Below are 14,003 nucleotides of genomic sequence, written 5' to 3'. Positions count from 1 at the left end.
TGCAAGTTGGCTTGATGACGCCAAAGATAGCTTCGGAATGTCGCGTTCCCGCCGATAGCGAGTCGCTTTTGCGGCAGTCGGACAGTCCGATGACCGATCTCAAGGCTTCTTGACCGACGCCGAGATACGGTCCCTCAACAAGGTCACTCCGTGCGATTCAGCCGCGCTTCGGCGTTGCGCTTGCGGGTGGCAGCGCCCTTCTTCGCGGACGCCGAACGCTCCGCCGCCGTGCGGGATGCCGCAGCCGCCCCGCCCTTGTGACCACCCTTGCGCGAAGGCGCGTGGCTCTCGGCCTGGCCGCGCCCCGAGCCGCTCTTCTTGCCGCCGCCGGTTTCCGCATTCACGGTGGCCCAGGCGCGGCGCTCGGCCTCGGCCTTGCCGACGCCGCGATGCTCGTAGCCTTCTTCGATGTGTTCGGCCTTGCGTTTCTGCTTGTCCGTGTAGGACGACTTGTCGCCTCTGGGCATGTCAGTGCTCCTTCGGTTGATGAAGATGCGTTCCATGCTGGGCGCGCGATCCGTGCCGCGGGTAAGAAGACGGACGCGGTGCGCGTCAGTCTTGTCTGTCGACTACAGCGTGGTCAGCCCCGTTTCCGGCGTCTTCGCAAGCGACGCGACCATCGCAAGGATGGTGTCGCCGAAACCGCCGCGTGCGCGGGCGTCGGTGCGGGCACTGGTCGTCACACGCGGTCCCGCGCTCCAGGCGATGCGGGCACCGGCGGCCTCCAGGGCTTCGACCAGCGCCACGTCTTCGCTGCACGCCAGCGGCGGGAAGCCGCCGACCCGGCGGTAGGCCTCGGTCGACACGCCCAGGTTGGCTCCGTGGATGTGGCGGTGACCGTTGGCATCGACGTAGTGGCGTGTGAAGTGCGCCTGCACCGCGCTGCCTTCGAGGCCGTGCACCCCCCAGTCGTCCACGCCGATCGAACCGCAGACGGCATCGGCGTTCTCGGCCAGTTGCTTGACCAGCCAGTCGGGCGACACACGCGTGTCGGCGTCGGTAAAAGCCAGCCAGCGCGCGCCGGCCTCGATCAGCAGCCCAGCGCCGCCGGCTCGCGCCACGCCGACGTTGCGGGCATCGACCGCAAGCCGTGTCACCGGGTACTGCGCGACGACCGCGTCGGTCGAATCGATGCAGCTGTCGAGCACCACCGCCACGCCCACCGTTTCGCCGAGCAGCGCCGGATGCGCCGCCGCCTCCAGCACCGCGACCAGCGCGGCAGCGATGCGCTCGCCCTCGTTGTGCGCGGGAATGACGACGCCGATCACCGGATGCCCTCCCGCTGCGCCACCGAGCGGCTGTCGCGCGTCCACACCTGCATCACGAAATCGTCTTCTTCATGCAGTGCCAGCCTCGCCAGGCCGAGCGACGCGAGCGCGCCGTGCACCTCCTGGGTGGACAGACTGCGTTGCGCGAAGTCGGGCCGCCAGTCGCAGGCCACCAGCGTGCCGTCGGCCTCCAGCGTTTCTTCGCAGCAGCGGGCGAGGCGCTGCATGTCGTTGCGGTCCAGAAAGTAGCCCAGCTCGCTCAGCACGATGAGATCGAAGCGGCCCGCATCGCGCGGCCAGTCGGCCGGCAGCGCGTGCTGCGCGACACGCACGTTGGCGAGCGCGCCGGTGCGTTTGCGTGCGATTTCCACAGCGTGGGCCGAAAAGTCGCTGGCCAGCAGATGGTCGCAGCGGTGCGAGAGCGCCAGCGTGAGCTCGCCGATGCCGCAGCCGGGCTCGTACACGCGCCGGTAGCGCGCCTGCGGCAAGGCGGCCAGCAGCAACGCGCGCTTGCGCGCCTCGTACCAGCGCTGGCGCAGCGCATACGGGTCTTCGCTGGCGGCGTAGAGCGCGTCGAAATAAGGCCGGTGGCCGTTGTCGGTGTTGGGGTTGCTGCTCACAGGAAGATCACCTCGAAAGGACGCGCGGCGCGCTGGACAGTGCTGGCCCGAAGCACAGGGCCGGAGCCGGTGGACGCATCGCCCAGCAACTGGCTGGTGAAGGCGTTGACGGCCGCGCGCTTGCGCCGCACCGCGTCGTCGCTCAGGGGAAGACGGAACGCCCGTTGCCAAGGCATGCGCGCATCGCCGGGATGGGACCAGTGCCAGCCCCAGACGGGCACTTCAACCAGCCGCGCGCCCGCGCTCACCGCAGCCAGCGCACAGGCTTCGCCGGTGGCTTCGTGGTCGGGGTGACCGTCCTTGCGCCAGGTGGTGAACACCACGTCGCTCGCACGCAGCAAGGCCGCGAGCTTGAGCGCCAGCACGGCGCGCAGTTCCTTGAGGCCGCCGTCGGGCAGGCCCAGCCGCGTGGGCTCGACGGACAGGCCCAGGCAGCGCAGCGCCTTGTTGCTTTCGCGGGGGCGGATGCGCGCCAGGCGCTCGGCGGGCCATTCGGTGGAGCCCCGGTGGCTGGCGGTGCCGTCGGTGACGGCGATCACTTCGACCTGCCGGCCACGGTCGGCGAGATGTGCAAGCAAGCCGCCGACCGAGAGGATCTCGTCGTCGGGGTGCGGCGCGACGACCACCGCGCGCGCGCCTTCGGGCACCAGGTCTTGCGGTGCGATCACAGGCAGCTTCGCCAGGCCGGACCAGCTGTGCCATTCGGCTTCGGTGGTGCCCTCGCCTCGGATGGCGCGGCCGGTTTCAGTTTCAACGTCGGCAGCGTTCATTGCAGTCACAAAGTCCATGACGACGGCGCCTCCGTTTCGGCAGCGGCCAGTTGGCCCAGCGCGGCGAGATCGCGCTCGGCGTGGCTCTGGCGAAGGAACACGGGCAAGTCGGCCATCGCGCGGGCGAAGCGCGGGTCGCGGCACATCGGGCCGGCGCCGACCGCGCGGCCGGCGTGATGCATGACCTGGTGGGCCGCCTGCTCGATCGCAAGGCGTGCGCGCATGGCGATGCGTTGGGCGTTTTCTTCAGGGTGGCTGTCGATCCACTCGGCGGCTTCGCGCAGCAGCGCGGCGGCGCCGCTCAGGGCCACCTCGATGGCGCCGATGTGCGCGAGCCGGTGCGGGTCGGGCTTGGGTCCCCTGCATTGATGAACTGTTCGCGCAAGCCCCAAGGCTCCGCCGAACCAGCAGGCCGCGATGCCCGCCCCGCCCTGCCAGAAGCCGGCACGGCTCACATAGTCGCCGGGCCGGCCGATCTGCACGGCCGTGGCGTTGTCGAAGCGCACGTCGACGCTGGCGCTGCCGGCCATGCCGACCGCGTGCCAGCCCTCGCCGGTCACGCGCACGCCGGGTTGGTCCATCGCCACCGCAGCCAGGCAGGGCTGGCCTTCGGCGTTCCAGCCACTGACCACCGCGTGGGTGACGCTGGCTGCGCCGGAGCACCAGGCCTTGGTGCCGGTCAGACGGACCCGGCCACCCTCTTCCGCATCGAGCACAACGCGCGCATCGGGCGGTTCTGCACACCATGTTCCCCAGCATGCGCCGGCCGGTGTGTCCGGCGCGCCGCCGAGTTCAGCCAGGATGGCGAGCGCATCGGTGTGGCCTTCAAAGAGCTTGACCAGCGACAGGTCGTGGGCCGCCACCTCGGCCAGCACGCGCCAGCGCGTCAGGGTCTGGCCGGCGCCGGGCCGCGGCAGCACATCGATGCCTGCATCCACCAGATGCTTCAGTGCCAGGTCGCAGCCATGGCGAAGCTGCAGTTGCCGCAGGGCGTCGTCGGGCGCGGGTTCGAACATGGGCGTGGGGCTGAAGAGCGAAGGGGCGAAGGAAAAAAACTTCGACCAAAGTTAGGCAAGCCACGCCACGCGAATCGTCGGTGGGCAGCTTTCGCCCGTGTAGGAGGAATTGAGGAACGCGGCCGTTGCCCACTGCGGCGCGTTGGCGCCGCTCAGCTTCCGCTGCCGCCCTCGCGCAAGCGCCCCAGACCCAGCTTTTCCATCGCCTCGTGCGCCTCGACCACCATCGACGCCACTTCCGCCACCGTGACCCGCAGCGTGGTGGCACGCGTGCGCATGTGTTCATAGGCCTTGGCCTCGGTCAGCGCCTGCGTCTCGGCCAGCATGCGCACGGCCTTCTCGATCTGCCGGCGCGACTTGATCGTCTCCTCGAGCTTGCTGACCTTGCTCTGCAGCCGCTCCTGGTAGCCGCGCGACGAACGCGCCAGCACCAGCGTGCTCAGCACGCCCGAAGAACGGAACGGCCGGGTCAGCACGCCGTGCGCACTGGTGTCGAGCAGCAGCTTCAGCGTGGTCGGGCTCTCGTAGTCGGACAGCGCGATCAGCGTTGCCTCCACCGCGCTGGCGCACCAGCTGGTGCTGTCCTGCAGTTCCTGCGAAACCTGGAAGAAGATGACGTCGCATCCCGTGGGCGGCGCCGGCGGAAAGGGCCAGATGATCTTGAGCCGGCAGCCGATGCGCTTGAGCTGGTCGAGAAGAATGTCGCGGTCCTCGCCTGGCGGGTACACCACCGCGACGCAGATGCTGCGCAGGTCATCGTAGAGGCGACGCAAGCTGCTCATGGGGTCAGCTCAGCCAGAACTCGGAAAACCCGAAGGTCGACAGATAGGGATCGGGCTTGACCGGCTCCGCGCCCTCCCACAGGAGGTCGAACTGCCCGTCGCCGCGGCACACGCCGATGCGCGGCGTGAGAAAAGTGTGGTTGTTCTCGGCATCGATGGACAGCGGCCCCTCGGGCGACTCGAAGCGTACCGCCCGCACGGCATTGACGAGCTTGCGCGTGTCCAGGCTGCCGCTGCGCTCCAGCGCCCGCGCAAACAGGTGGACCTGGCTGTAGGCCGCCTCGGACCACATGCTGGTGGGCCGGTCGCCATAGCGCTTGCGCCACAGCGCGATGAAGCGGTCGTTGCATTCGTTCTTCAGCGAACTGAAGTACGTGGCCGACGTGATGTGCCCCGCGCAGGCCTCGGCGCCGGTCATGCGAACCTCTTCCTCCACCATCGACAGGCTGGCGATGGGCATGCGCTGAGGATCGAGCCCGTGCTCGCGGTAGATCTGGTACAGGCGCCGGGCCGACTGGCCGACGATGGTGCAGAAGATGACGTCGGGCTGCACGTCGGCGATGTCGCGCATCACGTCCTGCAATTGCGCCTCGGTGGCCTCCAGCGGCACATAGACCTCATCGAGGATCTCGCCGCCGTGCTGCTCGACCATCTCGCGCATCACGCGGTTCGATTCGCGCGGAAAGATGTAGTCGGCACCGATCAGGAAGAAGCGCCGGCCCCGGTTTTTCAGCAGGTAGGCCGCGAGCTGCACGCTGTTCTGGTTGGGCACCGCGCCGGTGTAGATGACGTTCGACGAGTATTCGAAGCCTTCGTAGAAGGAGCAATACCAGAGCAGCGCGTTGTTGCGCTCGATTACCGGCAGCACGGCCTTGCGGCTGGACGAGCGCGAGCAGCCGAAGATCACGTTGACCTCGTCCTCCAGCAGCAGCCGGGTCGCGAGCCGCCGGTATTCGTCGGCATCGCCCTTGGGGTCGTAGGCCACCGGCAGCAGCGGGCGGTCGAGCACGCCGCCGAGGCCGTTGATTTCCTCGATGGCCAGCGCCGTCCCGAAAAAGTGCTCCGACTCGGTCACGCCGGTCGCGCCAGAGCGCGAATGCAGCACGCCGATGCGCCAGCCGTCTTCGGCGGGGGCGGGTTTTTCAGTGGTCATCGGCTTTCTCTCCATCGTCATTCGGGAAGGCACCAGCAGAATCCGTGCCTTCATGCCCCCGCGTCCATCTTCGGCGCCCCAAGTTCAAAGTCAAACCCTCAGGTGGTCGAAGACCGACGCGGCGGCGCCACCGGCCTTGGCATTGCCTTCATCCACCAGCTCGCCCTGCTTGAGCACCACGTAGCGGTCTGCCACCTGGAGCGCGAACGGCACGTTCTGCTCCACGATCAGCATCGCGGTGCCGCGCCGGGCGCGCTCGTCCAGCAGCGCGCGGGCCAGCCGGTCGATGACCGAGGGTTGCAGCCCTTCGGTGATCTCGTCCAGCAGGATCATCGAGGGCCGCATCATCAGCGCACGGGCGAGCAGCAGCATTTTCTGCTCGCCGCCCGAGAGCGTGCCGGCGTCCTGCTTCAGCCGGGTCTTGAAGACCGGAAACAGCGGCTCGATGTCCGCAAAGCGCTCGTCGAACACGGACTCCTTCTCAAGGCCCAGCCGCAGGTTGTCGCGGATGCTCAGGTCCGCGAACAACGCCTGCTCCTGCGCCGCATAGGCGATGCCCTGGCGTGCGATGCGGTGCGGCGGCTGCCGCGTGATGTCCTGCCCGTTCAGGTGAACGTGGCCGCCCTTCTTGGGCAGGTAGCCCATCACCGTCTTGAGCAGCGTGCTCTTGCCCATGCCGTTCTTGCCCAGGAGCGCCACGGCCTCGCCGGCCGCGACGTCCAGCGACAGGCCGCGCAGCACCAAAGAGGCTCCGTAGCCGCTGCTCAGGCGTTCCAACCGCAACGCCTGGGGGCTCTTCTCGCTCATGCGGCCTCCTGCGGTGCGTGTGCGCTGCCGGCGTAGATGGTCTTCACCAGCGGCGAATTCACCACCTCCTCGAAGCTGCCCTGCATCACGATGGTTCCCTGGTGCAGCACCACGATGCGGGTGGCGATCTGTTCGACGAAATCGAGGTCGTGCTCCACCAGCAGGCAGCACAGGCCATGCCGGTGCGCGAGCGAGGCCAGCACTTCACCGATCTGCGAGCGTTCGGTCTGGGTCAGGCCCGCGGTCGGCTCGTCGAGCAGCACGATGCGCGGCTCCAGCGCCAGCACCATCGCGAGTTCGAGCGCCTGCTGTTCGCCATGCGAGAGGTCGCGCGCGACGGTGGCCAGCTTGGCGTCGAGCCCTGTGGTGCGGACCACGTCGAGCGCATAGGCCGGCAGGCGCAGCGCGGCATCCTGCCGCACCAGCGAAGGCCTCTCGAGCAAGGTGCCCGCGATACGCAGGCACTGTGCCACCGTCAGCGACTCGAAGATGTTGGCGTTCTGGAACTTGCGCCCCAGCCCGAAGCGCACGCAGGCCTCGGGCGGCAGGTCGCGGATGTCGTGGCCGCACAGCTTCACGGTGCCGGCGCTGCGCTCGGCCCCGTCGCTCATGCAGCGCATCAGCGTGGTCTTGCCCGCGCCGTTCGGCCCGATCAGCCCGACCAGCTCGCCGGCGCGCGCTTCCAGGTCGATGCCTTGCAGCACCTTGAGCGCACCGTAGTGCTTCGCCACCTGCTGCATGGACAGGGCCGGCACCGCTGCCTGTGCCTCTGCGCTCCTGGCCTCGCGTGCTCGGAGCACCGGAACGCGGGCCGCGATGCGGCCCAGCCCAAAGGGCTTGAGCAGCAACGGCACCAGCCCCTGCGGCAGCAGCACGATGACCAACACGAAAGCCACGCCGACGATCAGCTGCCACGCGAACGGCATGCTGCCGCTGAGATAGGCCGTGGCCACGTTGATCAGCACCGCGCCGATCAACGGCCCCCAGAGCGTGCCCCGCCCACCCAGCGCGACCCAGATGATCAGCTCGGTGCCCAGCGCGAAGCCGGTGAGCTCGGGCGCGACCACGCCGCTGAATGCGCCATAGCCGAAGCCCGCGATGCCCGCGACCATCGCCATGACGGTCAGCAGCAAGATCTTGACCATCGCGGTCGGAATGCCGAGGTAGGTGCAGCGCGATTCGTTGTCGCGAATGGCGGCCAGCACCCGCCCGGCGTCGCTGTGCACCAGCAGCCAGCCCAAGAGGCCGAACAGCACGAGCATGCCGCCGGCCACCCAGTACCAGGCCTCGATGGAGAGGTCGAAGCTCTCGTAGCCGGTCAGGCCCGAGCTGGAGCCCGTCCACTGGCCGCCCGACAGCAGCAGTTGCGTGAGCACGATGGGCAACACCAGCGAGATGACCGTCGCGAAGAACGGCGAGGCGCCCCGGTAGAACGACAGCCAGCCCACCAGTGCCCCGACCGCCGCGCTGACGGCGATGGCAGCGCCCATCGCCAGCAGCGCCGTCGAAACGCTGAAACCGCTGTGCGTGAACACCAGCCCCGCCGCATAGGCGCCGATGCCGAAGAAGGCCGACTGGCCGAAGCTCAGGTAGCCGGTGTAGCCCCACAGCACATCGACCGTGATCGCGGCGATGGCGAAGAAGAAGGCCTTCACCAGGATGTTGAGCAGGTAGGTGTCGAACACCCAGGGGCCTGCCACGATCAGCAGCAGGCCGATGCCGCCCAGCATCGAGAGCCCGCGCCCCGAGCGCAACGTGGCGCGCAGCGAAGAAGATGCGGCGGAAGCCATTGCAGTGTTCTCAGCCACGGGCAAACCCCTTCGGACGGATGCGCAGCGTGACCGCCGCGAGCACCGCGATGGTCAAGCCGCCCAGCACCGGATTGGCATACGTGCTCACCAGCACCTGGCAGGCCCCGAACACCACGCAGGTCAGCAGCAGGCTGGTCATCGAATGGCCCGACACCATCACCAGCATGAAGGCGCTCACCAGCCAGGGCAGCCCCATGTTCGGATCGACGCTGGACAGCGGCGTGATCATCGTGCCCGCCAGCGTGCCCAGCCCTGCACCCAGGCTGAAGGTGATGAAGCGCACGCGGCCCGCGTGGATGCCCAGGCCGCTGGCCAGTTCCTCGTTCATGATCACCGCCCGCGTGCGGATGCCGAAGCGCGTGCCGTTCAGCAGCGCGGAGAGCAGCAGGCACAGCGCGATGGCGACCGGCACCAGCAGCAGGCGATAGGCCGAATAGTCCACGCCGCCGACCGACCAGGTGCCCGCGAGCGGCGCGTCGACGAACTGAACCTCGCGCCCGAACGCCATCACGATCAGTTGCCCGATGACAATGCCCAGCCCCCAGGTCGCGAGGATGGCGTCGAGCGGCCGCTTGTAGAGCGGCTTCACGATCAGCCATTCCACCGCCATGCCCGCCACCACGCCGACCGCCAGCGCCAGAGGCCAGCTCAGCCACGGGTCGAGCTTGAGCTGCGTCACCACGTAGCTTGCATAGCCGCCCAGCGTGAGCAGCGCGCCGTGGGCGAAATTGACGATCTTCATGACCCCGAAAATCATCATCAGCCCGGCGGTGACGATGAAGAGCATCGCGGCGGTCGTGAGCAAATCCAGCAACAGCACCATGTGGCGGCCTTTGTCTCTTCGTTGTCTGCGACGTTATTTCAGGTTCGGGCACTGGGCGCCGGGATCGACGCTCGCGAAGGTTTCGAGGATCTTGATCGATCCGTCTGCCTGCACTTGGCCCAAGCGCATCGACAGCGGCGTGTGGCGGCTCCTGTTCATCGACACCGCACCGCGCGGGCCGGTGAACGACACCTCGCCGAGCGCCTTGACCACCTTGGCCGCATCGGTCGATCCGGCTTTTTCAACGGCGGCCTTGTAGAGGAAGAAGGCCTCGTACTGCGGCTCCGACAACTCGTTGGGCGTCTTCAGGTCGGCGCCGAACTTCTTCTTCATCGCGTCGAGAAACTTCTTGTTCTCGGGGATGTCGATGCCCGTCAGGTAGGAGGCCGACATGTACATGCCGCTGGCCACATCGCCCATGGTCTTTGCCGTGCCCTCGTCGATCGCGAGGTTGCCATAGGGCAGCGTCAGGCCCGCGCCCTTTAGCTGCTTGGCCAGCGACACGTTGGGCGCGCCGCCCGCGGTGGCGCTGATGAGCGCGTCGGGCTTGGCGGCGCGCAGCTTGGAGATCACCGAGGTCCAGTCGCTGCCGTCGATCGGCAGGTATTCCTCGCCCACCACCTTGCCGCCCTTCTGCTCGATGTACTTGCGGGTGAAGTCGAGCATGCCGCGGCCGAAGGCGTAGTCGTTGCCGACCAGGAAGAAGGTCTTGGCGCTTTTGCTCTTCTGGAAGTAATCGACCACCGGCGCGACCTGCTGCTCGGGCACCCAGCCGTTCACGTACATCCAGTTGTTGCACGAGCGACCCTCGTAGAACGAGGTGTAGATGTAGGGCACCTTGCCCTTGCTCACCACCGGCAGCGCGGCATTGCGCGCCGCGCTGTTTTCCATCGCGATGATGGCGGCCACCTTCTTCTGGAACACCAGCGTGTCGAAGGCCTTCTGCGCACCGACGGCGCCGGAGGCGTCGTCCACGATCTCCAGTTCGACCTTGCGGCCGAGAATGCCGCCGGCCGCGTTGATCTCGTCGACCGCGAGCTGGGAAGACTGCACTGCGGCGGGCGCCACGACGCTGTTGGCGCCCGACAGTCCGACCGCCACGCCGATGCGGAGGGGATCGGCGGCCTGGACATTGGCGGCCAGCAAAGCGGCCGTCGTCATGGCGCCCAGGCGCAGGAGTGATGTGATCTTCATGTTCAAGGTCCTCTGGAGGTTCGATGGAAAAGTTGGAGGTGGGTGGGAGCAGAAAAGCGCGGGGCGGTCAGTGCCGCGGAAGCGGCCAGCCGGTGCCCAGCATGGGGTCGTAGATGTCGTCGCGGCGGTCGCGCAGCACGTCGTTGAACGCGTTCAGGTGGCGCGCTTGGCGCGATGCCTTGAGGTTGATGCGGGCATAGAGAACTTCCTCGCCATCGTGCGAGGCGGGCCCCGCCAACGGCCAGCCCTGCGCGCCCACGATCAGGCTCTGCCCGACGAAGGGCTGGCCGCGCTCGGTGCCCGTGCGATTGGCGCAGACGATGTTCATGCCGTTGCTGTGCGCGCTGGCCATCGCGAGCGTGGTGGCCATGGCCGGGCGGTCCGCGGGTTGCTGCGGCATGGGCACCCAGTTGGTCGGCATGCAGACGATGTCGACGCCCTGCATGGCAAGCAGGCGATAGGCCTCGGGGAACCAGCCGTCGTAGCAGATCATCACGCCCAGCCGGCCAAGCTCGGTATGGAACACCGGCAGCCCCTTGTTGCCCGGTTCGAAGAACAGGTGTTCGTCGCCCCAGAGGTGCAGCTTGCGGTAGGTGCCGAGCCAGCCGCGCGGGCCGAGCACCGCGGCCGCGTTGTAGAGGCGATCGTCCTCGCGCTCGGCAATGCCCGCGATCACATGCACATTGCAGCGCCGGGCCGCATCGGCCCAGGCCTGCGTGCTCGGACCGTCGGGCACCGGCTCGGCCAGCGCGAAGGCCTCGGCGCGGCTGGCGAACACGTAGCCGCTGTTGGCCAGTTCGGGCAACACCACGAGCGATGCGCCCTGCGCCGCGGCCTGCTCGATCAATTGCACCGAGCGCGCGACGTTGGCGGCCGTGTGGCCCACGTGCGGCTCCATCTGCACACTCGCGACGACGAGGTCCGGAAATCCCAGGCCTTCTTCTTCCTGCACTGTCATTCAAGCTCCAAAAAGCAAAAAGCCCTCGACCCCGCTTGCGCGTTGTTCGAGGGCTTTCATAGCCGGTATGTGAAGCAGCGATGTTGCTGCCCGACGCACTCAAGGACGAGTGCTGTCGTGGGGTCGGAGATTAGAAGAAGGTATTCGCGGTGTCAATTGGAATTTTCTTCGGCGCGCAAAAAGCGCGATGCGCTGGTGTGCTGTCGCGGGCGTCTGCGGGACCGCGTGCGCAACGTGATCGAGTACCGCAGGGCCTCGGTCGGCGCGATGGCGTGCTGCCAGGCCCACCGTGCCGGGCCGCGCAAGTGCAGCGCCTCGGGCAGCGGCGCTTCTTCCGTCGACAGGAACTCGCGCTCGTAACGCAGCCCTTCGATGACGGACGTGGGTGCCTCGCCGAACAGGTCGTCCTGTCCCGCGTGCTCGAGGCGCCTAGCGGCGCGCATTGCCGCTCCCGCCCACCTGCACATGCCACCAGCGCGGCAGCAGCTCCCGGATCTCGGCGCGCGCAAAGCGGTCGTCCAGCAGATGCAGCACGCCGCGGTCTTCTTCGGTGCGGATCACGCGCCCGGCCGCCTGCACCACCTTCTGCAGCCCCGGGTAAAGGTAGGTGTACTCGTAGCCCTTGCCGAAGCGCGACTGCATGCGCTCGCGCGTGATCTCATTGAGCGCGTTGTACTGCGGCAGGCCCAGGCTCGCGACGAAGGCGCCGACGAGGCGGCTGCCCGGCAGGTCGATGCCTTCGCCGAAGGCGCCGCCCAGCACCGCGAAGCCGATGCCCCGGCCACCCTCCTCGAAGCGCGCGATGAAGCCGTGGCGATCGGCTTCGCGCATGCCCCGCGTCTGCGCCCACACCGGTACACCGGGGTGCTGGGCCGCGAAGGCCGCGCGGGCGTTTTCCAGGTAATCGAAGCTGCTGAAGAAGGCCAGGTAGTTGCCGGGCATGCGTTCGAACTGGGCGCCGATGATGTCCGCGACGTTGCGCAGCGACCCGGCGCGGTCGCGAAAGCGGGTGGAGACATCCATCGCCACTTCGACACGCAACTGCCGGCTGCTGAAGGGAGACGCCACATCGAGCAGCGCCGTGTCCGCCGGCAGGCCGAGCGCGTCGCGGTAGAAGGAGAACGGCGACAGCGTGCCCGAGAAGCAGGTGACCGAGGCCGCGTCGGCAAAGCGGCTTTCCAGGAACGGCGCGGGCACCAAGTTGCGGATGGCCAGGGTGCGCGCCTGCTGGGTGGGCCCGAGCGTGCGTTCGAACACCGAGTGGTCGCCGAACACCTCGGCCAGCCGTGCGAAGTGCAGCGCGTCGAAGAAAAAACGCTGCAGCGGCCCTTGCGCCGCCTCGGGCGTGGCCGCGAAGTGCTCTGCCATGGCGGTGTTGGCCGCCTGCAGGGTGCGCACGAAGCGCTCGGGCATCTCGTCGGCGGTTTCGTAGTCGGCTTCCTGCAGCTGCTGCACGGTGTCCCACTCGCGGAAGAGCCGCGCCAGCGGCCCGCGCACCGCGGCGGGTGCGGCGCGGTGCGCCTCCTCGAGCGCACCGCCTTCCAGCTGCGCGGTGTACATGCCGCGTGCGCGCTCCAGCAGGTTGTGGGCTTCGTCGACCAGCACGGCGACGCGCCAGCCGGCGTCTTTCATGGTGGCGAAAAGGAAGGCGCTGCCGTCGAAGTAGTAGTTGTAGTCGCCCACGATCACGTCGCTCCAGTGGGCCATTTCCTGCGCGAGGAAATAGGGGCACACCTGGTGCTGCAGCGCGACCTGCCGCAGCGCCGGCCGGTCGAGCCAGCCGGTCTCCGCAGCTTCGGCGCGGGCAGCGGGCAGGCGGTCGTAGAAGCCCTTGGCGAGGGGGCATGAATCGCCGTTGCAGGCGCGGTCGGGGTATTCGCAGACTTTTTCGCGGGCAGCGAGTTCGAGCACGCGCGGCTGCGCACCGGCCCCTTCACCGCCGTTGTCGCAGCTCCTGCCGCAGCCATTGCCCAGCACCCGAAGCGCGTCGAGCGCCACCGGCCGGCCGGAGGTCTTGGCGGTGAGGAAGAAGATCTTGTCCAGCTTGTGTGCCGCCCGCGCCTTGAGCAGCGGAAACAGCGTAGCCAGCGTCTTGCCGATGCCGGTGGGCGCCTGGGCCATCAGGCAGCGGCCGCCGACGGCGGCGCGATAGACGGCTTCGGCCAGTTCGCGCTGTCCGGTGCGAAAGGCCTGGTGCGGGAACGTCAGCTGGCCCAGGGCGGCGTCGAGCGCGGCCCGGTGCGCGGCCTCCTGCGCGGCCCACACGCTGTAGAGGCCGCACAACGATTCGAAGTGCTCCCGCAGCGATTGGCGGGTGTGCCGCTCGTGCAGCACGGTTTCCTCGCCGCTGGCGATGTCGAGGTAGACCAGCGCGACCGTCATGGCCTCGTGGCCGTGCAGTTCGCACAGCATCCAGCCGTAGGTGCGGGCCTGCGCCCAGTGCAGGGCGCGGTGGTTGCCGCGAATGGCATCGAAGTCGCCGCGGAAGGTCTTGATTTCTTCCACCCGCGGTTCGTCGGCCTCGTAGCCGTCGGCGCGGCCGCGCACCCGCAGGCTGCCGCACAGGGTGTCCAGCGAGACCTCGCTTTGGTAGTCGCTTCCGCGCCGGCCCTGCACCAGCGCATGGCCGGCCATGCCTTCGAGCGCGCTGGGCGCGGGCACGAAGCGCAGGTCCAGGTCGCCCGCCTTCGCGCCGAAGGCGCAGAGCGCCTTGACGGAAACGACGTGCGCGGCAGGCGCCGTGACACCTGGACTGTTAGAAGGACGCGTTGACATTCTCGCGATGACTGTATGCAATTACA

Annotated in this window: 14 protein-coding genes; all 14 read right to left on the bottom strand. The window is 68.2% G+C overall.

Going from position 1 to position 14,003, the window contains the following annotated elements; all coding sequences use genetic code 11:
* Window positions 1-143: 143 nt before the first annotated feature.
* Entirely contained in the window at window positions 144-467 is a 324-nt protein-coding gene (locus ABIC90_RS18110) for a plasmid stabilization protein (protein WP_354356366.1), read from the bottom strand.
* A 102-nt stretch (window positions 468-569) separates the two neighbouring features.
* A complete protein-coding gene (locus tag ABIC90_RS18105) occupies window positions 570-1,268 on the bottom strand; it encodes a glycosyltransferase (RefSeq protein WP_354356364.1) in 699 nt (232 codons plus the stop codon).
* Window positions 1,265-1,888 carry a class I SAM-dependent methyltransferase gene (locus ABIC90_RS18100; RefSeq protein WP_354356362.1) on the bottom strand — a complete coding sequence of 208 codons (624 nt, stop codon included), beginning with the start codon at window positions 1,886-1,888 and terminating at the stop codon, window positions 1,265-1,267. Before ABIC90_RS18100 ends, ABIC90_RS18105 begins: the two co-directional genes overlap by 4 nt.
* A complete protein-coding gene (locus ABIC90_RS18095) occupies window positions 1,885-2,658 on the bottom strand; it encodes a PIG-L deacetylase family protein (RefSeq protein WP_354356356.1) in 774 nt (257 codons plus the stop codon). The genes ABIC90_RS18100 and ABIC90_RS18095 overlap by 4 nt, the downstream gene beginning before the upstream one ends.
* A gap of 5 nt (window positions 2,659-2,663) precedes the next feature.
* Complete coding sequence (locus ABIC90_RS18090) at window positions 2,664-3,674, bottom strand: acyl-CoA dehydrogenase (protein ID WP_354356354.1); 1,011 nt, start codon at window positions 3,672-3,674, stop codon at window positions 2,664-2,666.
* A gap of 152 nt (window positions 3,675-3,826) precedes the next feature.
* Window positions 3,827-4,456 (bottom strand): ANTAR domain-containing response regulator, encoded by a 630-nt coding sequence (locus ABIC90_RS18085; RefSeq protein ID WP_354356352.1) that lies wholly within the window; start codon window positions 4,454-4,456, stop codon window positions 3,827-3,829.
* A 4-nt stretch (window positions 4,457-4,460) separates the two neighbouring features.
* Entirely contained in the window at window positions 4,461-5,609 is a 1,149-nt protein-coding gene (locus ABIC90_RS18080) for a transporter substrate-binding domain-containing protein (RefSeq protein WP_354356351.1), read from the bottom strand.
* Window positions 5,610-5,699: 90 nt separating this feature from the next.
* Window positions 5,700-6,416, bottom strand: a complete 717-nt coding sequence (locus ABIC90_RS18075) for a branched-chain amino acid ABC transporter ATP-binding protein (RefSeq protein WP_354356350.1) — start codon at window positions 6,414-6,416, stop codon at window positions 5,700-5,702.
* On the bottom strand, window positions 6,413-8,146 hold the full coding sequence (locus ABIC90_RS18070) for a branched-chain amino acid ABC transporter ATP-binding protein/permease (protein WP_354356692.1): 1,734 nt from the start codon (window positions 8,144-8,146) through the stop codon (window positions 6,413-6,415). Before ABIC90_RS18070 ends, ABIC90_RS18075 begins: the two co-directional genes overlap by 4 nt.
* A gap of 70 nt (window positions 8,147-8,216) precedes the next feature.
* The gene (locus tag ABIC90_RS18065) at window positions 8,217-9,050 is read right to left on the bottom strand and encodes a branched-chain amino acid ABC transporter permease (protein ID WP_354356349.1); all 834 of its coding nucleotides are present in this window, start codon (window positions 9,048-9,050) and stop codon (window positions 8,217-8,219) included.
* Between the two features lie 33 nt (window positions 9,051-9,083).
* Window positions 9,084-10,244 carry a substrate-binding protein gene (locus ABIC90_RS18060; RefSeq protein ID WP_436318222.1) on the bottom strand — a complete coding sequence of 387 codons (1,161 nt, stop codon included), beginning with the start codon at window positions 10,242-10,244 and terminating at the stop codon, window positions 9,084-9,086.
* Window positions 10,245-10,311: 67 nt separating this feature from the next.
* Complete coding sequence (locus ABIC90_RS18055) at window positions 10,312-11,202, bottom strand: nitrilase family protein (RefSeq protein WP_354356348.1); 891 nt, start codon at window positions 11,200-11,202, stop codon at window positions 10,312-10,314.
* Between the two features lie 152 nt (window positions 11,203-11,354).
* Window positions 11,355-11,645 (bottom strand): hypothetical protein, encoded by a 291-nt coding sequence (locus ABIC90_RS18050; protein ID WP_354356347.1) that lies wholly within the window; start codon window positions 11,643-11,645, stop codon window positions 11,355-11,357.
* The gene (locus tag ABIC90_RS18045; RefSeq protein ID WP_354356346.1) at window positions 11,632-13,977 is read right to left on the bottom strand and encodes an ATP-dependent DNA helicase; all 2,346 of its coding nucleotides are present in this window, start codon (window positions 13,975-13,977) and stop codon (window positions 11,632-11,634) included. Before ABIC90_RS18045 ends, ABIC90_RS18050 begins: the two co-directional genes overlap by 14 nt.
* Between the last annotated feature and the right edge of the window lie 26 nt (window positions 13,978-14,003).

Source organism: Variovorax boronicumulans (genome assembly GCF_040544675.1).
GTDB lineage: Bacteria > Pseudomonadota > Gammaproteobacteria > Burkholderiales > Burkholderiaceae_C > Variovorax > Variovorax boronicumulans_D.
Note: the sequence above shows the minus strand (reverse complement) of the source record. Positions and strands in the feature narration are given on the sequence as shown.

What these genes read in the sequence shown, in the direction of transcription:
- ABIC90_RS18085 (WP_354356352.1), bottom strand. Translation starts at nt 4,456, where the DNA reads ATGAGCAGCTTGCGTCGCCTCTACGATGACCTGCGCAGCATCTGCGTC.
- ABIC90_RS18050 (WP_354356347.1), bottom strand. Translation starts at nt 11,645, where the DNA reads ATGCGCGCCGCTAGGCGCCTCGAGCACGCGGGACAGGACGACCTGTTC.
- ABIC90_RS18090 (WP_354356354.1), bottom strand. Translation starts at nt 3,674, where the DNA reads ATGTTCGAACCCGCGCCCGACGACGCCCTGCGGCAACTGCAGCTTCGC.
- ABIC90_RS18060 (WP_436318222.1), bottom strand. Translation starts at nt 10,244, where the DNA reads ATGAAGATCACATCACTCCTGCGCCTGGGCGCCATGACGACGGCCGCT.
- ABIC90_RS18110 (WP_354356366.1), bottom strand. Translation starts at nt 467, where the DNA reads ATGCCCAGAGGCGACAAGTCGTCCTACACGGACAAGCAGAAACGCAAG.
- ABIC90_RS18070 (WP_354356692.1), bottom strand. Translation starts at nt 8,146, where the DNA reads ATGCTGGGCGGCATCGGCCTGCTGCTGATCGTGGCAGGCCCCTGGGTG.
- ABIC90_RS18080 (WP_354356351.1), bottom strand. Translation starts at nt 5,609, where the DNA reads ATGACCACTGAAAAACCCGCCCCCGCCGAAGACGGCTGGCGCATCGGC.
- ABIC90_RS18095 (WP_354356356.1), bottom strand. Translation starts at nt 2,658, where the DNA reads ATGAACGCTGCCGACGTTGAAACTGAAACCGGCCGCGCCATCCGAGGC.
- ABIC90_RS18045 (WP_354356346.1), bottom strand. Translation starts at nt 13,977, where the DNA reads ATGTCAACGCGTCCTTCTAACAGTCCAGGTGTCACGGCGCCTGCCGCG.
- ABIC90_RS18065 (WP_354356349.1), bottom strand. Translation starts at nt 9,050, where the DNA reads ATGGTGCTGTTGCTGGATTTGCTCACGACCGCCGCGATGCTCTTCATC.
- ABIC90_RS18075 (WP_354356350.1), bottom strand. Translation starts at nt 6,416, where the DNA reads ATGAGCGAGAAGAGCCCCCAGGCGTTGCGGTTGGAACGCCTGAGCAGC.
- ABIC90_RS18055 (WP_354356348.1), bottom strand. Translation starts at nt 11,202, where the DNA reads ATGACAGTGCAGGAAGAAGAAGGCCTGGGATTTCCGGACCTCGTCGTC.